The 19,229-nt window shown below is 57.0% G+C and carries 17 protein-coding genes; 8 read left to right on the forward strand and 9 right to left on the reverse strand.

Annotated features, from left to right (window positions below; translation table 11 throughout):
* Window positions 1-114 precede the first annotated feature (114 nt).
* Complete coding sequence (locus tag N5C09_RS00155) at window positions 115-1,104, reverse strand: 2-hydroxyacid dehydrogenase (protein ID WP_063866805.1); 990 nt, start codon at window positions 1,102-1,104, stop codon at window positions 115-117.
* Window positions 1,105-1,314: 210 nt separating this feature from the next.
* On the opposite strand from N5C09_RS00155, the gene N5C09_RS00160 reads away from it, so the two are divergent.
* Genes N5C09_RS00160 through N5C09_RS00170 form a run of 3 tightly spaced genes read left to right on the forward strand, consistent with a single transcriptional unit; the run spans window position 1,315 to window position 4,467 of the window.
* The gene (locus N5C09_RS00160; RefSeq protein WP_279748171.1) at window positions 1,315-3,954 is read left to right on the forward strand and encodes a YdbH family protein; all 2,640 of its coding nucleotides are present in this window, start codon (window positions 1,315-1,317) and stop codon (window positions 3,952-3,954) included.
* The gene (locus N5C09_RS00165; protein ID WP_003857369.1) at window positions 3,951-4,142 is read left to right on the forward strand and encodes a YnbE family lipoprotein; all 192 of its coding nucleotides are present in this window, start codon (window positions 3,951-3,953) and stop codon (window positions 4,140-4,142) included. Before N5C09_RS00160 ends, N5C09_RS00165 begins: the two co-directional genes overlap by 4 nt.
* 7 nt (window positions 4,143-4,149) lie before the next feature.
* Window positions 4,150-4,467, forward strand: a complete 318-nt coding sequence (locus N5C09_RS00170) for a YdbL family protein (RefSeq protein WP_279748172.1) — start codon at window positions 4,150-4,152, stop codon at window positions 4,465-4,467.
* Here the strand turns inward: N5C09_RS00170 and feaR are convergent, their stop codons facing one another.
* The gene (feaR, locus tag N5C09_RS00175; protein ID WP_063866803.1) at window positions 4,468-5,376 is read right to left on the reverse strand and encodes a transcriptional regulator FeaR; all 909 of its coding nucleotides are present in this window, start codon (window positions 5,374-5,376) and stop codon (window positions 4,468-4,470) included.
* Between the two features lie 241 nt (window positions 5,377-5,617).
* Here feaR and N5C09_RS00180 point away from each other — a divergent pair, with 241 nt between their 5' ends.
* Window positions 5,618-7,117, forward strand: a complete 1,500-nt coding sequence (locus N5C09_RS00180) for an aldehyde dehydrogenase family protein (RefSeq protein ID WP_204642184.1) — start codon at window positions 5,618-5,620, stop codon at window positions 7,115-7,117.
* A 69-nt stretch (window positions 7,118-7,186) separates the two neighbouring features.
* Here the strand turns inward: N5C09_RS00180 and N5C09_RS00185 are convergent, their stop codons facing one another.
* The 7 genes from N5C09_RS00185 to paaZ form a co-directional block, all read right to left on the reverse strand.
* A complete protein-coding gene (locus N5C09_RS00185; RefSeq protein WP_279748173.1) occupies window positions 7,187-8,293 on the reverse strand; it encodes a GGDEF domain-containing protein in 1,107 nt (368 codons plus the stop codon).
* 52 nt (window positions 8,294-8,345) lie between these two features.
* Window positions 8,346-10,319 (reverse strand): alkyl sulfatase dimerization domain-containing protein, encoded by a 1,974-nt coding sequence (locus N5C09_RS00190; RefSeq protein ID WP_279748174.1) that lies wholly within the window; start codon window positions 10,317-10,319, stop codon window positions 8,346-8,348.
* A gap of 171 nt (window positions 10,320-10,490) precedes the next feature.
* Window positions 10,491-12,761, reverse strand: coding sequence for a primary-amine oxidase (tynA, locus tag N5C09_RS00195; RefSeq protein ID WP_279748175.1), 2,271 nt, complete (start codon window positions 12,759-12,761; stop codon window positions 10,491-10,493).
* Window positions 12,762-12,920: 159 nt separating this feature from the next.
* The gene (locus N5C09_RS00200; protein ID WP_193032496.1) at window positions 12,921-13,316 is read right to left on the reverse strand and encodes a hypothetical protein; all 396 of its coding nucleotides are present in this window, start codon (window positions 13,314-13,316) and stop codon (window positions 12,921-12,923) included.
* Complete coding sequence (locus N5C09_RS00205) at window positions 13,294-13,587, reverse strand: polymorphic toxin type 44 domain-containing protein (RefSeq protein WP_279748176.1); 294 nt, start codon at window positions 13,585-13,587, stop codon at window positions 13,294-13,296. Before N5C09_RS00205 ends, N5C09_RS00200 begins: the two co-directional genes overlap by 23 nt.
* 113 nt (window positions 13,588-13,700) lie before the next feature.
* A complete protein-coding gene (locus tag N5C09_RS00210) occupies window positions 13,701-14,183 on the reverse strand; it encodes an Hcp family type VI secretion system effector (protein ID WP_279748177.1) in 483 nt (160 codons plus the stop codon).
* A 223-nt stretch (window positions 14,184-14,406) separates the two neighbouring features.
* A complete protein-coding gene (paaZ, locus tag N5C09_RS00215; RefSeq protein WP_193037421.1) occupies window positions 14,407-16,446 on the reverse strand; it encodes a phenylacetic acid degradation bifunctional protein PaaZ in 2,040 nt (679 codons plus the stop codon).
* A gap of 285 nt (window positions 16,447-16,731) precedes the next feature.
* Here paaZ and paaA point away from each other — a divergent pair, with 285 nt between their 5' ends.
* The 4 genes from paaA to paaD are packed head-to-tail and all read left to right on the forward strand — an operon-like array spanning window position 16,732 to window position 19,225.
* The gene (paaA, locus tag N5C09_RS00220; protein WP_279748178.1) at window positions 16,732-17,661 is read left to right on the forward strand and encodes a 1,2-phenylacetyl-CoA epoxidase subunit PaaA; all 930 of its coding nucleotides are present in this window, start codon (window positions 16,732-16,734) and stop codon (window positions 17,659-17,661) included.
* A 12-nt stretch (window positions 17,662-17,673) separates the two neighbouring features.
* Window positions 17,674-17,961, forward strand: coding sequence for a 1,2-phenylacetyl-CoA epoxidase subunit PaaB (gene paaB / locus N5C09_RS00225; RefSeq protein ID WP_003857353.1), 288 nt, complete (start codon window positions 17,674-17,676; stop codon window positions 17,959-17,961).
* A gap of 8 nt (window positions 17,962-17,969) precedes the next feature.
* Window positions 17,970-18,716, forward strand: a complete 747-nt coding sequence (gene paaC / locus N5C09_RS00230) for a 1,2-phenylacetyl-CoA epoxidase subunit PaaC (RefSeq protein ID WP_279748179.1) — start codon at window positions 17,970-17,972, stop codon at window positions 18,714-18,716.
* Between the two features lie 11 nt (window positions 18,717-18,727).
* Window positions 18,728-19,225, forward strand: a complete 498-nt coding sequence (paaD, locus tag N5C09_RS00235; RefSeq protein WP_107535289.1) for a 1,2-phenylacetyl-CoA epoxidase subunit PaaD — start codon at window positions 18,728-18,730, stop codon at window positions 19,223-19,225.
* The last annotated feature ends 4 nt before the right edge of the window (window positions 19,226-19,229 follow it).

Genomic DNA, 19,229 nt, shown 5'->3' on the forward strand with positions numbered 1-19,229 from the left:
AGGGGCATTATTTATTTTAAACGAAATAGCCCCTATACACGCCGGGGCACTGTTATTTTTCCGGTGGGCTTATTATTGGCCGGGCAGAGGTCACCGCCACCCGGCCTGAAGGTGTTAAACGATCGCGTTAGGGCACGGTTCGCCCTTATCAAGCTGCTGTAAATTGCCCAGCGTGGTTTCCGAAATGCTGATCAGCGCTTCGGCGGTCAGAAACGCCTGGTGTCCGGTAAACAACACGTTGTGGCAGGCCGACAGGCGACGGAATACGTCGTCCTGGATCACGTCATTAGATTTGTCCTCAAAGAACAGATCGCGTTCGTTCTCATACACGTCCATACCCAACGCACCGATTTTTTGCGTTTTCAACGCTTCAATAGCGGCCTGAGAGTCGATCAGTCCGCCGCGGCTGGTGTTGATGATCATCACGCCATCTTTCATCTGGTCGAACGCCGACTGGTTAAGCAGGTGATAGTTTTCAGGCGTCAGCGGGCAGTGCAGGGAGATGACGTCCGACTGGGAGAAAAGCGTCTTCAGATCGACATACTCCACCCCCAGCTCCAGCGCAGCGGCGCTTGGGTACGGATCGAACGCCAGCAGGCGCATGCCGAAACCTTTCAGGATGCGAAGGGCGGCCACGCCGATTTTGCCGGTACCGATCACGCCAGCGGTTTTGCCGTACATGGTAAAGCCGGTCAGCCCTTCCAGAGAGAAGTTAGCGTCACGGGTACGCTGATAGGCGCGGTGAATACGACGGTTGAGCGACATCATCATGCCAACGGCGTGCTCTGCCACTGCTTCCGGAGAATAGGCCGGGACGCGCACGACCTTCAGGCCCAGCTCTTTGGCGGCATCAAGATCGACGTTGTTAAAGCCCGCACAGCGCAGGGCAATGTATTTCACGCCCTGTTTTTTCAACTCTTCCAGCACCGGTCGGCTACCATCATCGTTAACGAAGATACATACGCCTTCACAGCCGTGGGCGGTTTTAGCCGTCTTTTCAGTCAGCAGAAAGTCGAAAAATTCAAGATCGAAACCGTACGTCTCGTTAACATGTTGCAGATACTTTTTGTCGTACTGCTTTGTGCTATATACCGCGAGTTTCATAAGACTTTCTCCAGTGATTTTGGAACCACGTTAGCATGTTTAAAATTATCTTACAATTTTTCAAAATTCATTGAAATCAATAAGTTCTATGAATTATTGTAGAGCATCTACTCTTAAAAATGGCATAACCTTCAACTGACTGGCTAAACATGCGACAATGAGCGGCAAGAACGGCTTATTTATTTCGCAAAATCAGGATATTAACTGCCCATGAAGGGTAAATACAAAGCCGCAATCGCGCTATTACTGCTGCTGTTAATCGTGCCGCTGACGCTGCTGATGACGCTCGCCCAGTGGGTGCCCACACTCGCCGGGATCTGGCTTCCCGTTGGAACGCGCATCGCATTTGAAAAAAGCCCGCGGCTAACGCGCCACGCCCTGATTATCCCCGATCTTCGCTATCTGGTAGAAGAGTGCGAAATTGCCCGCGTCGAAAACGTGACCCTGTCACACCCAAGCCGCTGGGATCTGGATATTGGCGCGCTTGAACTCAACTCTGTCTGCCTGAGCAAACTACCGCAATCAGCGCCTTCGACGGTGGCGCCGAAAACGCTGGCACAGTGGCAGGCCATCCTGCCCAACACCTGGCTGACCATCCACCGCTTTACTCTTTCCCCCTGGCAGCAGTGGGAAGGTGAGCTGCATGCCTCCCTGACCCCAGCCCGCCAGGACATCACCTATAAGGGGGAGCAGGTGAGTATTAAGGGGCAGCTGCGCGGCCAGACGCTTTCTGTAAGCCAGTTCGATGTACAGCTGCCGGACCAGCCTCAGCCCGTGAAGCTGGTGGGTGAATTTACCCTGCCGCTGGTGCCGGACGGCGTGCCGGTGAAGGGGCATACGGTCGCCACCTTTAACGTGCCACAGTTATCCTCGCTGGTCGATGCCGATCTGGACTGGGAGGGCAATCAGGGCCAGCTGGTGGTGTTGGCGCGGGAGAACCCCGAGCCGCTGCTCGATTTACCGTGGCAGATCACCGCCCAGCAGCTAACGATCAGCGACGGACGCTGGAACTTGTCAGCCTCCGGTATGCCGATGAGCGGACGCGTCGGTCTGAAGGTGGATAACTGGCAGCAGGGGCTGGAGAAAGCTACCTTCACGGGGCGCCTCAACGTGCTGACCCAGGGGGATGCGGGTAAGGGCAACGCGGTGCTGAATATCGGTCCCGGCTCCCTCAGCATGGAAAACAGCGCGATGCCGCTGCACCTGAGCGGGGAAGCCAAGCAAAACGATCTGATCCTGTATGCCAGACTCCCGGCGAAACTGACCGGCAGCCTTTACGATCCGCAGCTTACGTTTGAGCCCGGCGCTTTATTGCGCTCGCGCGGGCGCATCATTGACTCGCTGGATATCGATGAAATCCGCTGGCCGCTGGCGGGCGTAAAGCTGACCCAAAAGGGCGTAGATGGCCGCCTGCAAGCCATTCTGCGGGCGCATGAAAACGAAATGGGCGATTTTGAACTGCATCTGGACGGCCAGGCTAACGACTTTTTACCCGATAACGGCCTGTGGCAGTGGCGCTACTGGGGGAAAGGGAACTTCACGCCGATGAACGCGCGCTGGGATGTTCGGGGAACCGGGGAGTGGCGCGACAACGTTATTGAGCTGACGGATCTTTCCACGGGTTTCGACAAATTGCAGTACGGCACAATGCTGGTCAGCAAACCGCGCCTGGTGCTTGATCGCCCGGTGCGCTGGTCGCGCGACCCGGCTAACCCTGGCTTCAGCGGCGCGCTCGCGCTCAATGCCGGGCAAACGAGCTTCTCGGGCGGAAGCGTGCTGCCCCCGTCCGTATTGACCTTCAGCGTTGAGGGGACAGACCCGACGGTGTTCCAGTTTAAAGGAGATCTTCACGCGGACGACATCGGCCCGGTACGGGTAAATGGCCGCTGGGATGGCGAACGCCTTCGCGGTCAGGCCTGGTGGCCAAAACAGTCCCTTACGGTGTTCCAGCCGCTGGTCCCGCCAGAGTGGAAAATGACCCTGCGCGGCGGCGAAATGTACGCTCAGGTGGCCTTCTCGGCGGCGCCCGATCAGGGCTTTGAGGCAGGTGGGCACGGGGTGCTGAAAGCGGGCAGCGCGTGGATGCCGGATAACGAGATTAACGGCGTTGACTTTGTCCTGCCGTTCCGCCTGAGCCAGGGCACCTGGTCGCTGGGCACGCGGGGGCCGGTAACGTTACGTATCAGCGAGGTGAAAAACCTGGTCACGGCCCGAAATATCACTGCGGATCTCCAGGGCGATTATCCGTGGACCGAAGCAAACCCGCTCCTGCTCACCAACGTGAAGGTCGAAGCGCTCGGCGGTAAAATCACCATGCAGCAGCTGAGAATGCCGCAGCACGATCCGGCGTTACTGCGCGTGGATAACATTTCCTCCAGCGAACTGATAAGCGCGGTAAATCCGAAGCAGTTTGCCATGTCCGGCCCGGTGAGCGGCGCGCTGCCGTTCTGGCTGGACAATGAAAAATGGATCATTAAAGATGGCTGGCTGACCAACCCGGGGCCGATGACGCTGCGCATCGACCAGGACACGGCGGATGCCATTGTGAAAGACAACGTGGTTGCCGGGGCGGCGATCAACTGGCTCCGCTATATGGAAATTTCGCAGTCGTGGACGAAGCTCAATGTGGATAATCTGGGGGTGTTGACCATGCAGGCGGCCATCAAAGGCATCAGCCACGTCGAGGGCAAAAGCAGCTTCGTGAACCTGAATTACACCCATGAAGAAAATATTTTTACCCTCTGGCGCAGTCTGCGCTTCGGGGACAATTTGCAAACATGGTTTGAGCAACATGCGGCGATACCCCTTCTCCGCAGTGCGACAGGCAAGGAAAGTGAGGAACAACGATGAAAAAGAGGGCTGGTGTACTCACCGTGGCCGTCGTCGCGCTGCTGTCAGGCTGCACGCCGCGCATTGAAGTGGCGGCGCCCAAGGAGCCGATCACCATCAACATGAACGTGAAAATCGAGCATGAAATCCATATCAAAGTGGATAAAGACGTTGAAGCCCTGCTGAAGTCCCGCAGCGATCTGTTCTGAGGATGCCATGAAACGATTAGTTCTGATGTTAGTGGCGCTGGGGATGAACGTTCACGCCGCCACGCTGACGCTCAACGATGCGCGCGCCCAGGGACGCGTAGGGGAAACCCTGAGCGGCTATCTGGCGCCCGTTCAGCACGACGCAGAAACGCTGGCGCTGGTGAACCGTATCAACGCCGCGCGTACGGAAAGCTATCAGCAGCTGGCTGACGATAATAATTTGCCCGTCGACGAGGTGGCGAAAATGGCGGGACAAAAGCTGGTGGCCCGCGCCCAGCCGGGCGAGTACGTGAAGGGGATTAACGGAAAGTGGCTGAAAAAATAGCTAGCGGTAACGCTTACGGTATTCGCCCGGCGAAACCCCGAAACGCTGCTTGAACGCGGTGGAAAAATGGCTATGGTCGGTGAAGCCCCAGCTGTAGCCAATTCCCGCCAGCTTTTCATCGTCGCTGATGCCACGTAGCGCCTGCGCGCACAAATCGAGGCGACGATTCTTAATGTACTGCGCCACCACCAGCCCTTTCTCGGCAAACATGCGGTACAAGCTGCGCACGGACATGCCGCTCTCTGAGGCTATCCATTCCGGTCTTAACGCCTCCGACTGAATGTGGTCATCAATCAGGGAGAGAACGTGCCGGAACTGACGCTCCTTGCGCGGCAGCGCCTCGTCACGCTGCTGGAACGCCGGACGCAGCAGACACACCATTGCCTCCAGCGCCGCTTCACTTTCTCTGACGCTCAGATCGGCATTCCCCATACTCTCCTGCAACAGACGGTAGCTCAGCTGCACCGTAGGCAGGCTGCGGGAGAGGGGGAGCGCACAGCGTACTTCCTGAAAACGTGCGTATTGCTCAATGATTTGTCGCGGTAGCAGCAGCGAAATTTGGCGGGAACGCTCCTGCCAGTAAATGGAGCACGGGCGGGAGGCGTCAATCAGCGTGATATCCCCGGCTTTCAGCACCGAGCGCCGGTCGTCCTGTTCGATCCCCGCGCTGCCTTCCAGCTGAAATACGGTGTAGAACCAGGCGTCATTGCCGCTTTTGATCTCCTGACGGGTGCGAAACAGGTTAACGCCTGCGGTGGTCACCGTGCTCAACTTCAGACTTTGGGTGTAGCTGGTTTCCAGTTCGCCGAGAAACGCTCCCTCTAACGGACGCGCCGCAAAGCGCCCGCAAACCTGGTTAATTTGCGCCAGCCACTGCTGAAAATTGTCCTGTTCGCTTGCACATGCCATTGCTTTTCTCGCTGCACCGTCACCGTTTTCGCATTGTTGCATTTATGTTGCATTTTGTCTGGGCTACGAGGCTGACTATAGGAAAGAACGCTTACCGGTGACAGCGTTATAAGCGGGAATTATCACGATTTGCGGAGCCTGTCACAGCTGGCAAAGCGAATGTCACACAGACAAAAGCAGGAATGCGAAACCCCTCTTAGACTGCTTACACACCCTGCGAAGCATAACGAAGGAGTACCCTATGTCCGAATCACACGTCGCCGTCCTGCCGGGCGTGCAGCAGTTTTTAGACCGTCAGCACGGCCTGTGGATTGAAGGGCGTCAGGCGGCATCCGACAGCGAAAAGCGTCTGAACGTCTACAACCCGGCGACCGGAGAGGTGATTGCCTCCACCGCCGATGCCAGCGTCGACGATGTCGATCGTGCGGTGATGTCCGGCTGGCGCGCCTTTGTCGCCCGAAGCTGGGCCGGGCGTCTGCCGGCAGAGCGGGAACGCATCCTGCTGCGTTTTGCGGATCTGGTGGAACAGCACGGCGAAGAGCTGGCGCAGCTCGAAACCCTGGAGCAGGGGAAATCCATCAATATTTCCCGCGCCTTTGAGGTGGGTTGTACCCTGAACTGGATGCGCTACACGGCGGGGCTGACCACCAAAATTGCCGGCAAAACTCTCGATCTCTCTATTCCTCTGCCGCAGGGCGCGCGCTATCAGGCGTGGACGCGCAAAGAGCCGGTGGGGGTCGTGGCGGGGATTGTGCCGTGGAACTTCCCGCTGATGATTGGCATGTGGAAAGTGATGCCCGCGCTGGCGGCAGGCTGTTCCATCGTGATCAAACCCTCCGAAACCACGCCGCTCACCCTGTTACGGGTGGCGGAACTGGCGAGCGAGGCGGGTGTCCCGGATGGCGTGTTCAACGTCGTAACCGGAAGTGGTGCTGTCTGCGGCGCGGCACTGACCTCGCACCCGCGCGTTGCCAAAGTGAGCTTTACCGGTTCGACGGCGACGGGCAAGCAGATAGCCCGCGCGGCGGCGGATACGCTAACGGGCGTGACGCTGGAGCTGGGAGGCAAAAACCCGGCCATCGTGCTGAAAGATGCCGATCCGGCGTGGGTGATTGAAGGGCTGATGACCGGCAGCTTTCTGAATCAGGGGCAGGTCTGCGCGGCCAGCTCGCGCATTTATATTGAGGCCCCGCTGTTTGACACGCTGGTCAGCGGGTTTGAACAGGCCGTGAAATCCCTGACCGTCGGCCCGGGCATGTCGCCCGAGGCGTTTATCAATCCGCTGGTGTCGCGCGCCCACTGCGATAAGGTCCAGGCGTTCCTGGATGAAGCAAAGGCACACAATGCGGAGCTGATCGCCGGGAACCGGGGACCAGACGGCAAAGGCTATTACGTTTCGCCAACGCTGGTGGTCAACCCGGATAATCATCTGCGCCTGACGCGTGAAGAGGTGTTCGGGCCGGTGGTCAACCTGGTTCGTGTCGCCGACGGGGAAGAGGCGCTTCAGCTGGCGAACGACACTGAATATGGCTTAACGGCCAGCGTCTGGACGCAGAACATCAGCAAAGCGCTGGAGTACACCGACAGGCTACAGGCCGGAACCGTGTGGGTGAACAGCCACACGCTGATCGACGCCAACCTGCCGTTCGGCGGTATGAAGCAGTCCGGCACCGGGCGCGATTTCGGCCCCGACTGGCTGGATGGCTGGTGTGAAACCAAGTCGGTGTGCGTGCGGTATTAATAAAACGCCTTACCCGGCCTAGGGGATCGGTTTCGTAGGCCGGGTAAGCGCAGCGCCACCCGGCATGACTTAACGACTCCAACGATCCCGCCCGGCCTCTTTCGCCCGATATAGCGCCGCATCGGCGCGGGCAATGATTTCCGGACCGGCAAGTCCTGTGCTATGGGCGGCAATCCCCATACTGACCGTCACATATTCACTGACCTTCGACGCACCGTGCGGAATGGCTGCCGTGCGCAGGCCTTCCTGGATCCGCGCAGCGACTTTTTCAGCAACGTTTTCCGCGCAGTCAAAGAGGATCACCACAAACTCCTCGCCACCGTAGCGGGAGACCACATCCTCCGGGGTGCGCACCGAGGCGTTCAGCACCTCTGCGACCCGCGCGAGGCAATCGTCTCCTGCCTGGTGACCATAGGTGTCGTTATAAAGCTTGAAGTAGTCGACATCCAGCATCAGCACCGTAAAGCGTTTGCCTTGCTCCACCGCGTTTTCCAGCACCAGCTCCATCGCCCGGCGGTTGGCCGTTCTCGTCAGCGGATCCTGGTGGGCCAGCGCATCCAGCCGTGAAATTAGACGCTGATTCTGCTGGTTGCGACGCCATGCCTCTTCAAACCAGCTCAACAGGATGTAGCGTCCGCAAACGAGAATGAAGGTGAAGACCACCCACAGCCCGACAAAGCGAAGGTTAATCTCGTGATTCAGCAGCATGCTGGCAACGGGCAGAGTGATCCACAGCGGCGCGATAAAGCACACCAGCCCCACAGGATGAAAATAGAGCGCGGTCATACCGGCCATCAGCAGGGTAACGAATACCGGCCAGGGGTGAGGAAGCTGGATCACAGTGATAAACCAGTAACAGCTTATCGACCACAGCAGGCTGCACATAAACAGCACGGCGCTGACGCCGCGGATGTGGCGCCAGGCCATGATGACCAGCGCCACGGAAAGAATGACTACCCCCAGCATGGAAGCATCAATCATCTGTCTGAGAGGCGGGCTGATGTGCAAGAGGGCGTCAAAATGGCCGAACAGGGAATTGCGCAGCAGAACCATCAGCGCAAAGCTCGCATTGACAAAGGCGAGCCAGGGCAGATTCACGGCCAGCCCGTGGACAACCATTGATTTACGGGTCGGCCATGTCGCAGGCTCGGGTGTCGTTGGATGTCTTTTTTCCATTAAAGAGAATTTTCCTTGAGCGGGCGGAAGGTCCGCCCGCGTGTGCATGCCGTTACGGGGTCACAATGTTAAACCAGAATTCAAATTTATCCATATAACCGAGCATGGCATCGAGCTTGGCGGCATCGCCGGTCACTTTGATATCGCCGTTATCCTGCGCCTGTTTTAGCGTCACTTCTTTCAGGATGATTTTATTCAGCGTATCGCGGTTGAGGGTTACAGTCGCGTCAGCGTCTTTCGCTTCAACGTTCGCCGTGTGGTTCAGCACGCCGTTTTCCAGCTCCAGCTTGTATTTGCCGCCGTCGCTGCCGAGGTCGATGTTAAATACCGATTTAGCGTCCGCCGCTTTTTCGCCGTTGATGTGCACCGCCAGATAGTCAAAGAACATTTCTGGCGTCATTGCGCGCACGGTATCCGGGCTGGCGGTGTTCGGGGTAGGGCCTTTCACCACGCCGTTGCGCAGTTCCTGCGCGCCGGTCAGGTAGAAGTTACGCCACGGGCCTGATTCAGCCTGATAACCGAGCTGCTCCAGCGCGTCCGCTTCCAGGTTTCGCGCAGCCTGATTGTTTGGATCGGCAAAGACCACTTTGCTGACAACCTGAGCCACCCAGCGGTAGTTCCCCTGGTCAAAGTCGGTTTTGGCTTTGCTCAGGATGGCATCCGCGCCTCCCATATACTCCACAAATTTCTTCGCGGCTTCTTCAGGCGGCAGTTCGTCCAGGGTCGCCGGGTTGCCGTCAAACCAGCCTAAATAGAGCACGTAGGTGGCTTTGACGTCATGGCTGACGGAACCGTAATAGCCCCGGTTGGCCCAGGTATTGGCCAGAGAATTTGGCAGCTTAAAGTTGGCGGCGATCTCGTCACGCGTCAGCCCTTCGTTCGCCATGCGCAGGGTCTGGTCGTTGATGTAGCGGTAGAGGTCGCGCTGGCTTTTCAGCAGGTTAACCACATTTTCGTTGCCCCAGGTCGGCCAGTGGTGCTGCGCCATAATGACGTCGGCCTTATCACCCCAGCGTACAATGGCCTGGTTGATGTATTTCGACCATGGCAGCGGTTCACGAATTTTCGCGCCGCGCAGGGAGTAGGTATTATGCAGCGTATGGGTGACGTCTTCCGCAGACTCGATCAGCTTTTTCTCTTCGATATACCAGAGCATCTCGGAAGGTGCTTCGGAGCCCGGCGCGAGCATAAAATCGTAGGTCAGGCCATCGATGACCTCTTTCTGTCCATCTTTCTCGATGATATTGGTCGGGGCAATCAGGGTAACCGTCCCGGCGGAGGTGGTGGTGCCGAGACCCGCGCCGACCTGGCCTTTCGCATCCGGCTTCAGCAGGTTGCCGTACATATAGCTGGCGCGGCGGCTCATGACGTTACCCGCCATGATATTTTCCGCGACGGCGGCCTCCATAAATCCGGCTGGCGCGTAGACTTTGACCTTGCCGGCCTTCACGTCGGCTTCGTCCACCACGCCGCGCACGCCGCCGTAGTGGTCAACGTGGCTGTGGGTGTAAATCATGGCGACGACAGGTTTCTTGCCGCGATTTTTATAGTAAAGATCCATCCCGACTTTGGCCGTTTCCGCTGAAACCAGCGGGTCAACGACGGTAATGCCTTCTTTACCTTCGATTATGGTCATGTTTGACAGGTCGAGGTTACGGATCTGGTAGACGCCCTCGGTGACTTCAAACAGGCCGCTGATGTTAATCAACTGGGACTGACGCCATAAGCTCGGGTTAACCGAATCGGGCGCTTTATCGCCTTCTTTGATGAAGGCGTACTGCTTCGGATCCCAGACGGTGTTGCCTTGTTCACCTTTGATCATTTCCTGAGGAAGAGGGGCAATAAACCCTTTGTGGGCGTTCGTAAAATCGGTGTTATCGGAGAAAGGGAGCTGGTTGAAGAGTGCGTTGTTGGCCTGTTGCGTTGCTGCGGTTGCGTCCTTGGGTGCTTCGGCTGCCCAAGCTGAACTTGCGGATGCAACACATCCTGCCAGCACCAGCCCTCTGACTATCTGATTGATTTTCATCCTAAAACCTCTCGGTGGTGTTTCGCGTCGTTTGTGGAAACTTCGGTTGCTGCAAAATGTTTCAAGAGTTGCAAAAGGATTAAGCGAAGTAACATTAACTATAATTCGGGAGGGGGATTCAGCAAGTAAGCGGATGAAAAGCCGGGCATTGCGCCCGGCGGTTGCTTATTTTTACTCGGCTTTTTTCTTGCCGAGCGTTGGCGTCTCGTCAAAAAAGTTCCACGGCTTGAGCAGCGTGTGCACCCATTCCGTCGGCATGATCGGCCACTCTTCGGCGCGGGCGACGTGGGTGGTGCCGGTAGTCATCCAGATGACGTTATCCTGGTCGTTGAGCGACTCGTTATCTTTGCTGTACTGCCCGAGGCCCGTATCGTGGGTGGAACGGTTCGGGTATTTCCCTTCAGGGTACATTTCGTCAGGATGGTAACGGGTCACCCACAGCTGTTTATCCATAAAGCTCAGGCGGTGGTAAATCCACTCGTCCGGAGCAAACTTCGCGCCCGTCGCCACCGGGTGGGTGCCCCCCGCGTAAGGGATAATCTGATACGAAACCGGATTACCCATGCGGTTCTCTTTGCGGGTGTTGCTCAGCAGGCGGATGGTGCCCGGGTCGAACTTCTGGGCGGCCTGCTGTTCGGTATCAATATCATACTGATTAACCTGCATGGTACTGGTGCGCGGGCCGCCAGCGGCGTTTGGTTTGACTTCCGGATCCATGGCCACCAGCTTGTTGTTAATACCATCCACGTCCATATCCAGACGGAAATTATAGATGTGCTGGTGCGTGGTACCGACAATGTTATGGTCGATCAGCGTCCCGTATTTCGTATCATCTTTCGCGGTGGCGTCATGCATCGTTTTTGTCTGTACGCCTTTTACCGCTTCAATGCCCGTGGCACCCGCATCAATGCCGATGGTGCCGTTTTCATGGAACACCCAGTCGAAGATGTAATCGTAGTTACCCACGGTGCTGACCCAGCGCACGACCAGCTCGCGGCGTTCGGTGCTGACGTTGGGTTTACCTAACTCCTGGTGCTTATATTCTGGCCCGGCATAACGCTCGAAAATGGCGATCGCACGGGGGATCTCCATTGGCGCACCGGTGTAGTCCGGGATAGTTTCGTTGAGCATCACGGCGTTAGACGGCGCGTCTTTACCGCGCACCAGCGGAGAGGTCAGGGTACCCATGCCGTAGTCACCGGAGTCCAGGTAGGCTTTAAAGTACCAGCCGATATCCGGGTCGCCGTACGGCACGATCATTCCGCCGAGCGAACCCTGGTACATCACCTGGCGCTTTTTGCCGTTGTCGTTATAGGTCACGGTGGAGATCATCGGGCCGACGCGTGAGTCCAGGCTCAGATGAAAATCCCAGTTCTGCCAGTGCACCCTATCCCCGGTGATGGTGTAGTTCTTGCCTTCCGGCTCGATAATATCCAGCGGTTTTTTCTCCGCTTCAACGCGGTCGCGCCCATCATACGGGCGCGGGGTGAGCGGCACCGGCACGACCGGGCCTTCCTCAATTTTCTGAATTTTCTTCTGCTCAAGATCCACCACCGCGACCAGGTTTTCAATCGGGTGCGCCCAGTAATTACCGTCGCCCACGTCGAGATAGCTGATCACTTTCAGCAGGCGATCTTCCTGTTTCAGCCCATCCTTGCCGTCAAAAAAGCCGACGGTAAGCGGTGTGGTGATCACTTTCTTTGGATCGTTAATGCCGCGCTTTTTCAGCACCGCGGCAAACTCCGGGCTCTCACTGACGATCTGCTGCACGGTGTTGAAGTCATCCAGCAGCACCATGCCATGCGCGTCTTTGATCGGCGCCCAGTGGAGGATCTTTTTGTCCTTCAAATCCACCCGGCTTTCGACGATGCGTTTGCCGTCAAGCATGATGATATTGGCCTGGCGGGGCGCATCCACCGCCGTGCCGTTCAGCACAAAGTCCCAGACTTTGGCTTTATCTGGCTCCGCCAGCGCGATCTGGGTAAAGCGGGTATTGGGCTTAAAATCCGCAGAGGTTTTCACAATCTCCACGGCCTGCTTGATTTCATCAGCCGTCAGCGCGTTTAACGGATGGGGGCTTTTTTCGACCTGGAAGGTCCGATCAAGACCGGACTGAAAGACATCGTTGATAAAGGTCTCCGGGATATATGCCTTGTTGTCCTTCATCACCACGGGCACCTGTAGCGCCAACGGCGTGCCGTTAACGATGGCGGTATTGGCGCCGGGTTTGACCTTCACAAAGGCACCGTCTTTAACGATGGTAAACATCTGGGCATAATCATCCCACTGCACGTCAGCCCCGAACGCCTGGAGCGTTTTGTCCATCGGAACCATATGCGCCTCGCTGCCGTGCGCGTAAACCGGGGATTGCCAGGCGCAACAGAGCGCAACGGCCATGGCCAGCGCCGTTCTACGGGCAGAAAAAGAAGAATAGCTTCCCATCGCAGACCTCATCTTGTTGTGTTTATTGTGTTGTGTCAGCCTTATCCTGACAGGCGCGCACGAAAATCGTTTGCCTGCATCTGCCAGGTTGTTTGTCAGTCTTGCCAGGTTAAAAAAAGACCGGGAGTGCATCACACCCCGTGACAGAAAAAGGGTGCTTCAATAAGGTGAACTGTCGAGATGTATGCGGACGTCGAAACCTACCGTCGTGAACGAATAGACCTTACCGCGAACGCGAAAATAAATGTCTCCCTCTTTAATCGTCACCGAAGTTTTATCATCATCGGTGATCATGACGGGGGTAATGTCCTTAACGTTGGACATGAAATCTTCCGTGCTTTTTTTCGCATCAAAGAGATAAATATGATACCTGTTCTTAGACAGTGAACCTGCCTCAACCTGGGTGATATAAAGCGTTAAACGCTCGTTAACCTGGATTTTTTCCTGCAAATGTTCATATACGGTAAACAGATCGCGGAAGGGGTATGCAATGAATATAAGGAAAAAAAGTAAAATCACACCAGCGCGCCAGTTAAAAACCCGAACGTCGTGCATAATCAATTCCTGCCCTTATCCATAATTGATCGACTGGGTCATCACCGTAGTTATTATGACTCTGGAATTTTGCAAATTGGACAGGATCGCTTGTCCCGGCAAGAATCTGTGCAGTACCTGCCCCCCGGAGCAGAATGCCATCCGGAATACCCGCTGCGGCGCCAACGGCACCGTAATGAAAATTGCCAAAGTTGGCAAAATGTGCCCGGCCTTGTTTATAATCCCAGGGGCCATGATTCCTGACCATTTGATAAAACCATATGTAGGTCATTAATGAGGGGCCACCGTGAAATCGCGCAATTACCATGTGGCTCACAACGTCCACGCCAGGTGGTGCAAAGGATGCAATATTATAGGGTGTTGAATATGATGGAATTCGCATATTCAACGCTCAGCCCAGCAGTCAGCAAACTGTAAATTACCATCACAATACGTCCAGGTTATTTTATCGTAGCGTAGTTCCACGACTTCAAGATGATTGTGTTTTTCTTTCGTCGGGTCCTTAATGTCATGCATCAATGGCGTAACGGAAACGACGCGAATATTATCGAGGCGCATATTGTAATATTCTACTTCCTGCCCCGCGTCATTAATGCAATACCACCTGAACTCAGCCGTTTTAAGGGTTTGGCCAGTCGCAACGGCTTTCATCAGGAAAGGGGAGGAGGAATCGATTTCTTTTTGAAAAACGACTGGGGCATGGTTGCGTTTACTGGTAATTTTCCCAGTCAATGGATCGGTTGGTAGGCTTAGATTATGTGTAAAGCCAGTGACTTCAATGCTTCCCTCACGATAACGTATATCCACCGAGCCTGTAATTGTTGCGCCACCATCATCAGTTAAGAAAAGATAAACAGGAATTGCCATAGCCTAATACTCTTCCATGTAATTTAACGCGGGAATATTCGCGTCGCTAAATAATAACCATGCTAACAATATGGTCAATTTGCTTACTGTTTCCGGTTGTAACTTATCCAGACCGGGCTGACTGGATGGTTTGATTAATCAAAGCCATCCAGTCCATGTTTCTATTCAGGCTTTTTGATGTTCTTAAACAATTGATGCAGCAACGTCAATCTTGTTGCTTTGATCAGAAATCACCCTGCTGGCGCGCCACCAGCGTAAGGATGGAGTAGAGCGCCACGGCCTGCTGATGCTGGTTGAAAATCTCAACCGCCCATTCCACCACGCCGGTGGGCCTTTCATCGGCAGCACGCTGTTTCTTCAGCGTTTTACGTTTGCAGGTCAGGCGCACCTGAATGGTGTCGCCCGGTTTAACCGGCTCGATAAAGCGCAGGTTTTCCATACCGTAGTTGGCAATAACCGGCCCAACCCCGGCATCAACAAACAGCCCCGCCGCGGCGGAAATCAGAAAATAGCCGTGCACCACGCGCTCGCCAAAAATCGACTCCGCCGCGCCAATTTTGTCCATATGGGCATAGAAGTGATCTCCGCTCAGGCAGGCAAAATTAACGATATCCGCTTCCGTCAGGGTACGGCGCGGGGTCAGCAGGCTGTCACCCGGCTGTAACTCTTCAAAGTATTTACGGAACGGATGAACGCGATCTTCCTGCACCCCGGCGCCACGCACCCACTGTTTGCCGATGGCGGCGAGCATGGACGGGCTGCCCTGAATGGCCGTGCGCTGAAGATAATGCTTCACGGCGCGCAGGCCGCCCAGCTCTTCGCCGCCGCCCGCACGTCCCGGACCGCCGTGCACCAGCTGCGGCAGCGGGGAACCGTGTCCGGTAGACTCTTTGGAAGATTCCTCATTGAGGATCTGAATACGTCCGTGGGCGCGTGCTGCCCCGGCAATAAACTGCCGCGCCACGTTTGAATCTGCCGTGACCAGCGTTCCCGCCAGGCTGCCGCCGCCCGCTCGCGCCAGCTGCATGGCGTGTTCGGTATTGCGATACGGCATCAGGGTGGCGACGGGGCCAAAGGCTTCGGTGGAGTGAACGGCCGGCGTCTCGTCCGGCTGCGGGCAGAACAGCAGGGTGGGCGGGAAGAATGCGCCAGCCGCCTGCAAATCTGCCTTACCACCCAGACGGATTTGGCAGCCCGCGGCAAGTAGATGATCGACTTTTTCCTGCACGTCGGCGCGTTGCTCATGGTTGACCAGGGCACCCATTTTCACTCCTTCCTGCGCCGGATCGCCGACGACCACGTTCTCCAGCCGCGCAATCAGCGCCTGGCTGACGGCCTCAACCTGCGCTTCCGGCACGATGATGCGGCGGATGGCGGTACATTTTTGCCCGGCCTTGGCGGTCATCTCGCGCACCACTTCACGGATAAACAGCGCAAATTCCGGCTGCTCCGGCGTTACGTCTTCACCGAGCACGCAGCAGTTCAGGGAATCCGCTTCCATGGTAAACGGAATGGAATTGGCGACGATATTCGGGTGCACGCGAAGGCTCTGTCCGGTGCTGGCCGATCCGGTAAACGTCACCACGTCCTGGCTGTCGAGCTGGCTCAGCAGATCGCCCGCGCCGCCGCAGATCAGGCTGATGGCGCCGTCCGGCACCAGGCCGCTCTCGACAATCGCTTTCACCATCGCCTGCGTGACCTGCGCGGTGGCGGTGGCGGGTTTGATGATGGCGGGCATCCCGGCAAGCCAGGTCGGGGCAAGTTTTTCCAGCATCCCCCAGCACGGGAAGTTGAACGCGTTGATATGTACCGCCACGCCGGACCTGGACGTCAACACGTGGCGCGCCGCAAAGCCGCCTTCTTTCGACAGCGGGATCAGCTCATCTTCTGGCCACAGGGTATCGTCCGGCAGTTCGCGGCTGCCGAGGCTGGCGTAGGTGAAGAGGGTGCCGATACCGCCTTCAATGTCCACCCAGCTGTCGGCCTTCGTTGCGCCGGTCTGGGCTGAAAGGGCGTAAAACCGATCCTTCTGGCTCAGCAGGTGTTTGGCCACCGCCTTTAGCATGGCGGCACGCTCGATAAAGCTCATTGCGCGAAGCGCCTCCCCGCCGTGTTCAATGGCGTAACGGCGTGCGGCCGCCATATCCAGCCCTTCGCTGGTGACTTCAAATAGCGTTTCCCCGCTAATAGCGTGGGTTATGGTGCGCTCGCGGCCCCGGCCTGACTGCCAGGTGCCGGACAAGAAGCTGGCTAACTGCTGCATTTCTTCTCTCCAGATGTTTCGTGATTTCACTATAGATAGTTTGATCATGAATCATAAAAATCAAGCTGAGTTTTAATGAATTGTTAACGTTGTGATCTGCATTGCTCATCTTCGTCATGAAAAACCCGCGCGATTCCTGCTGTTCACGAAAACCCTTGCGAGCGTCGTCACAAAATAAGCAAACGCTTCTTGGGGTTATATTTAACCTTTGTGTAACTTTTAAGAAACCAAGTGATTCACCATTTTGCTGCATATGGTGATCTAACGAATCATAAAGGTGGTTATGTGACGCAAGAACAACGCTTTGAGCAACGCATCGCGCAGGAGACGGCCATCGAGCCGCAGGACTGGATGCCGGAAGCTTACCGCAAGACGCTGATCCGCCAGATTGGACAGCACGCCCACTCTGAAATTGTCGGCATGCTGCCGGAAGGGAACTGGATCGCCCGCGCGCCGACGCTGCGCCGGAAAGCCATTTTGCTGGCGAAGGTGCAGGACGAAGCCGGACATGGCCTGTACCTCTACAGCGCGGCGGAAACGCTGGGCTGCGCCCGGGAGGACATCTATCAAAAGATGCTTGACGGCAAGATGAAATACTCCTCCATCTTCAACTATCCGACCCTGGGCTGGGCCGATATCGGCGTTATCGGCTGGCTGGTGGACGGTGCGGCCATCGTGAACCAGGTGGCGCTGTGCCGCACGTCTTACGGCCCGTATGCCCGGGCGATGGTGAAAATCTGTAAAGAAGAGAGCTTCCACCAGCGTCAGGGTTTTGAGGCCTGCATGGCGCTGGCGCAGGGCAGCGAAGCCCAGCGTCAGATGTTGCAGGACGCCATTAACCGCTTCTGGTGGCCAGCGCTGATGATGTTTGGACCCAACGACGACAACTCGCCAAACAGTGCCCGCAGCCTGGCCTGGAAGATCAAGCGCTTCGGCAACGATGAGCTGCGCCAGCGCTTCGTTGATAACACGGTGCCTCAGGTGGAAATGCTCGGCATGACCGTGCCGGACCCTGACCTGCGGTTTGATGACGCGAGCGGCCACTACCGCTTCGGCGATATCGACTGGCAGGAATTTGACGAGGTCATCAACGGGCGCGGGATCTGTAACCACGAACGTCTGGCCGCCAAACGTAAAGCCTGGGACGACGGCGCGTGGGTGCGTGAAGCCGCGCTGGCGCATGCCGAAAAACAACGGGCCCGCCAGGCCGCATAAGAGGAATTAACCATGAGCAATGTTTACTGGCCGTTATACGAAGTTTTTGTCCGTTCTAAGCAGGGTCTGTCGCACCGTCACGTGGGCAGTCTGCACGCTGCCGACGACCGCATGGCGCTGGAAAACGCGCGTGACGCTTATACCCGCCGCAGCGAAGGCTGTTCCATCTGGGTGGTGAAGGCGAGCGAAATCGTTGCCTCCCAGCCGGAAGAGAGCGGTGAATTTTTCGATCCGGCGGAAAGCAAGGTCTACCGCCATCCGACGTTTTACACCATCCCTGATGGCATTGAGCACATGTGAGGGTAGGGATGAACAACGTATCTGCATATGCCCTGCGACTGGGCGACAACGGTCTGGTGCTCTCCCAGCGTCTGGGCGCCTGGTGCGGCCACGCGCCGGAGCTGGAGATTGACCTGGCCCTCGCCAACATCGGCCTCGACCTGCTCGGCCAGGCGCGCAACTTCCTGACCTACGCCGCTGAGCTGGACGGAACGGGGGATGAAGACACCCTGGCCTATGGCCGCGATGAGCGTCAGTTCAGCAATCTGCTGCTGGTGGAGCAGCCAAACGGCAGCTTCGCTGACACCATTGCCCGTCAGTACCTTATGGATGCATGGAACGTGGCGCTGTACGAGCGACTGATCCACAGCAGCGACGGCCAGCTTGCCGCCATCGCCGCAAAAGCCATTAAGGAGGCGCGCTATCACCTGCGCTTTAGCCGCGGCTGGCTGGTGCGTCTGGGCGACGGAACAGAAACCTCCGCCCAGAAAATGCAGCAGGCGGTGGATAGCCTGTGGCGCTTTACGGCCGAGCTGTTCGATGCCGACGACGTCGAGCTGGCGCTGATTGACGCTGGCGTGGCGGTCGATCCCCGCACCCTGCGCGAGCCGTGGGAGCGCGAAGTGTTTGCCGGGCTGGCGGAAGCCACCCTCCGCGTCCCCGAAGACATGGCGTATCGCACGGGCGGCAAGCAGGGGCTTCATACCGAACATCTGGGGCCGATGCTGGCAGAAATGCAGTATCTCCAGCGCGTCTACCCCGGCCAGCAGTGGTGAAGGAGAACGCTATGCAACGCCTCGTCGACATTGCGCCTGCCCAAATCCCGCAGATTTGGGCGCTGCTAAGCCAGATCCCCGACCCAGAAGTGCCGGTGCTCACCATCACCGATTTAGGCATGGTGCGCAGCGTGAAGGCGCAGGGGGAAGGCTGGGTTATTGGCTTCACGCCGACCTATTCCGGCTGCCCGGCAACGGAGCATCTGCTGGGGGCCATCCGCGAAACCCTGACCGGGAACGGCTTTTCCCCGGTACATATTGTTCTGCAACTGGAGCCCGCCTGGACCACCGACTGGATGACCGACGATGCGCGCAGGCGCCTGCGTGAATATGGTATCAGCCCGCCTGTCGGCCATAGCTGCCATGCCCACGCTCCCGCAGAGGTGAGCTGCCCGCGTTGTGCGAGCACCGATACCGCGCTTATCAGTGAATTTGGTTCGACGGCCTGCAAAGCGCTCTACCGCTGCAATACCTGCCGTGAGCCCTTCGACTATTTCAAATGTATTTGAGGCC

The sequence above is a fragment of the Enterobacter sp. GD03975 genome, from assembly GCF_029838645.1.
GTDB lineage: Bacteria > Pseudomonadota > Gammaproteobacteria > Enterobacterales > Enterobacteriaceae > Enterobacter > Enterobacter quasihormaechei.

Coding starts and splice junctions, on each gene's coding strand:
- N5C09_RS00155 (WP_063866805.1), bottom strand. CDS start 1,104: ATGAAACTCGCGGTATATAGCACAAAGCAGTACGACAAAAAGTATCTG.
- N5C09_RS00160 (WP_279748171.1), top strand. CDS start 1,315: ATGAAGGGTAAATACAAAGCCGCAATCGCGCTATTACTGCTGCTGTTA.
- N5C09_RS00165 (WP_003857369.1), top strand. CDS start 3,951: ATGAAAAAGAGGGCTGGTGTACTCACCGTGGCCGTCGTCGCGCTGCTG.
- N5C09_RS00170 (WP_279748172.1), top strand. CDS start 4,150: ATGAAACGATTAGTTCTGATGTTAGTGGCGCTGGGGATGAACGTTCAC.
- feaR (WP_063866803.1), bottom strand. CDS start 5,376: ATGGCATGTGCAAGCGAACAGGACAATTTTCAGCAGTGGCTGGCGCAA.
- N5C09_RS00180 (WP_204642184.1), top strand. CDS start 5,618: ATGTCCGAATCACACGTCGCCGTCCTGCCGGGCGTGCAGCAGTTTTTA.
- N5C09_RS00185 (WP_279748173.1), bottom strand. CDS start 8,293: ATGGAAAAAAGACATCCAACGACACCCGAGCCTGCGACATGGCCGACC.
- N5C09_RS00190 (WP_279748174.1), bottom strand. CDS start 10,319: ATGAAAATCAATCAGATAGTCAGAGGGCTGGTGCTGGCAGGATGTGTT.
- tynA (WP_279748175.1), bottom strand. CDS start 12,761: ATGGGAAGCTATTCTTCTTTTTCTGCCCGTAGAACGGCGCTGGCCATG.
- N5C09_RS00200 (WP_193032496.1), bottom strand. CDS start 13,316: ATGCACGACGTTCGGGTTTTTAACTGGCGCGCTGGTGTGATTTTACTT.
- N5C09_RS00205 (WP_279748176.1), bottom strand. CDS start 13,587: ATGACCTACATATGGTTTTATCAAATGGTCAGGAATCATGGCCCCTGG.
- N5C09_RS00210 (WP_279748177.1), bottom strand. CDS start 14,183: ATGGCAATTCCTGTTTATCTTTTCTTAACTGATGATGGTGGCGCAACA.
- paaZ (WP_193037421.1), bottom strand. CDS start 16,446: ATGCAGCAGTTAGCCAGCTTCTTGTCCGGCACCTGGCAGTCAGGCCGG.
- paaB (WP_003857353.1), top strand. CDS start 17,674: ATGAGCAATGTTTACTGGCCGTTATACGAAGTTTTTGTCCGTTCTAAG.
- paaC (WP_279748179.1), top strand. CDS start 17,970: ATGAACAACGTATCTGCATATGCCCTGCGACTGGGCGACAACGGTCTG.
- paaD (WP_107535289.1), top strand. CDS start 18,728: ATGCAACGCCTCGTCGACATTGCGCCTGCCCAAATCCCGCAGATTTGG.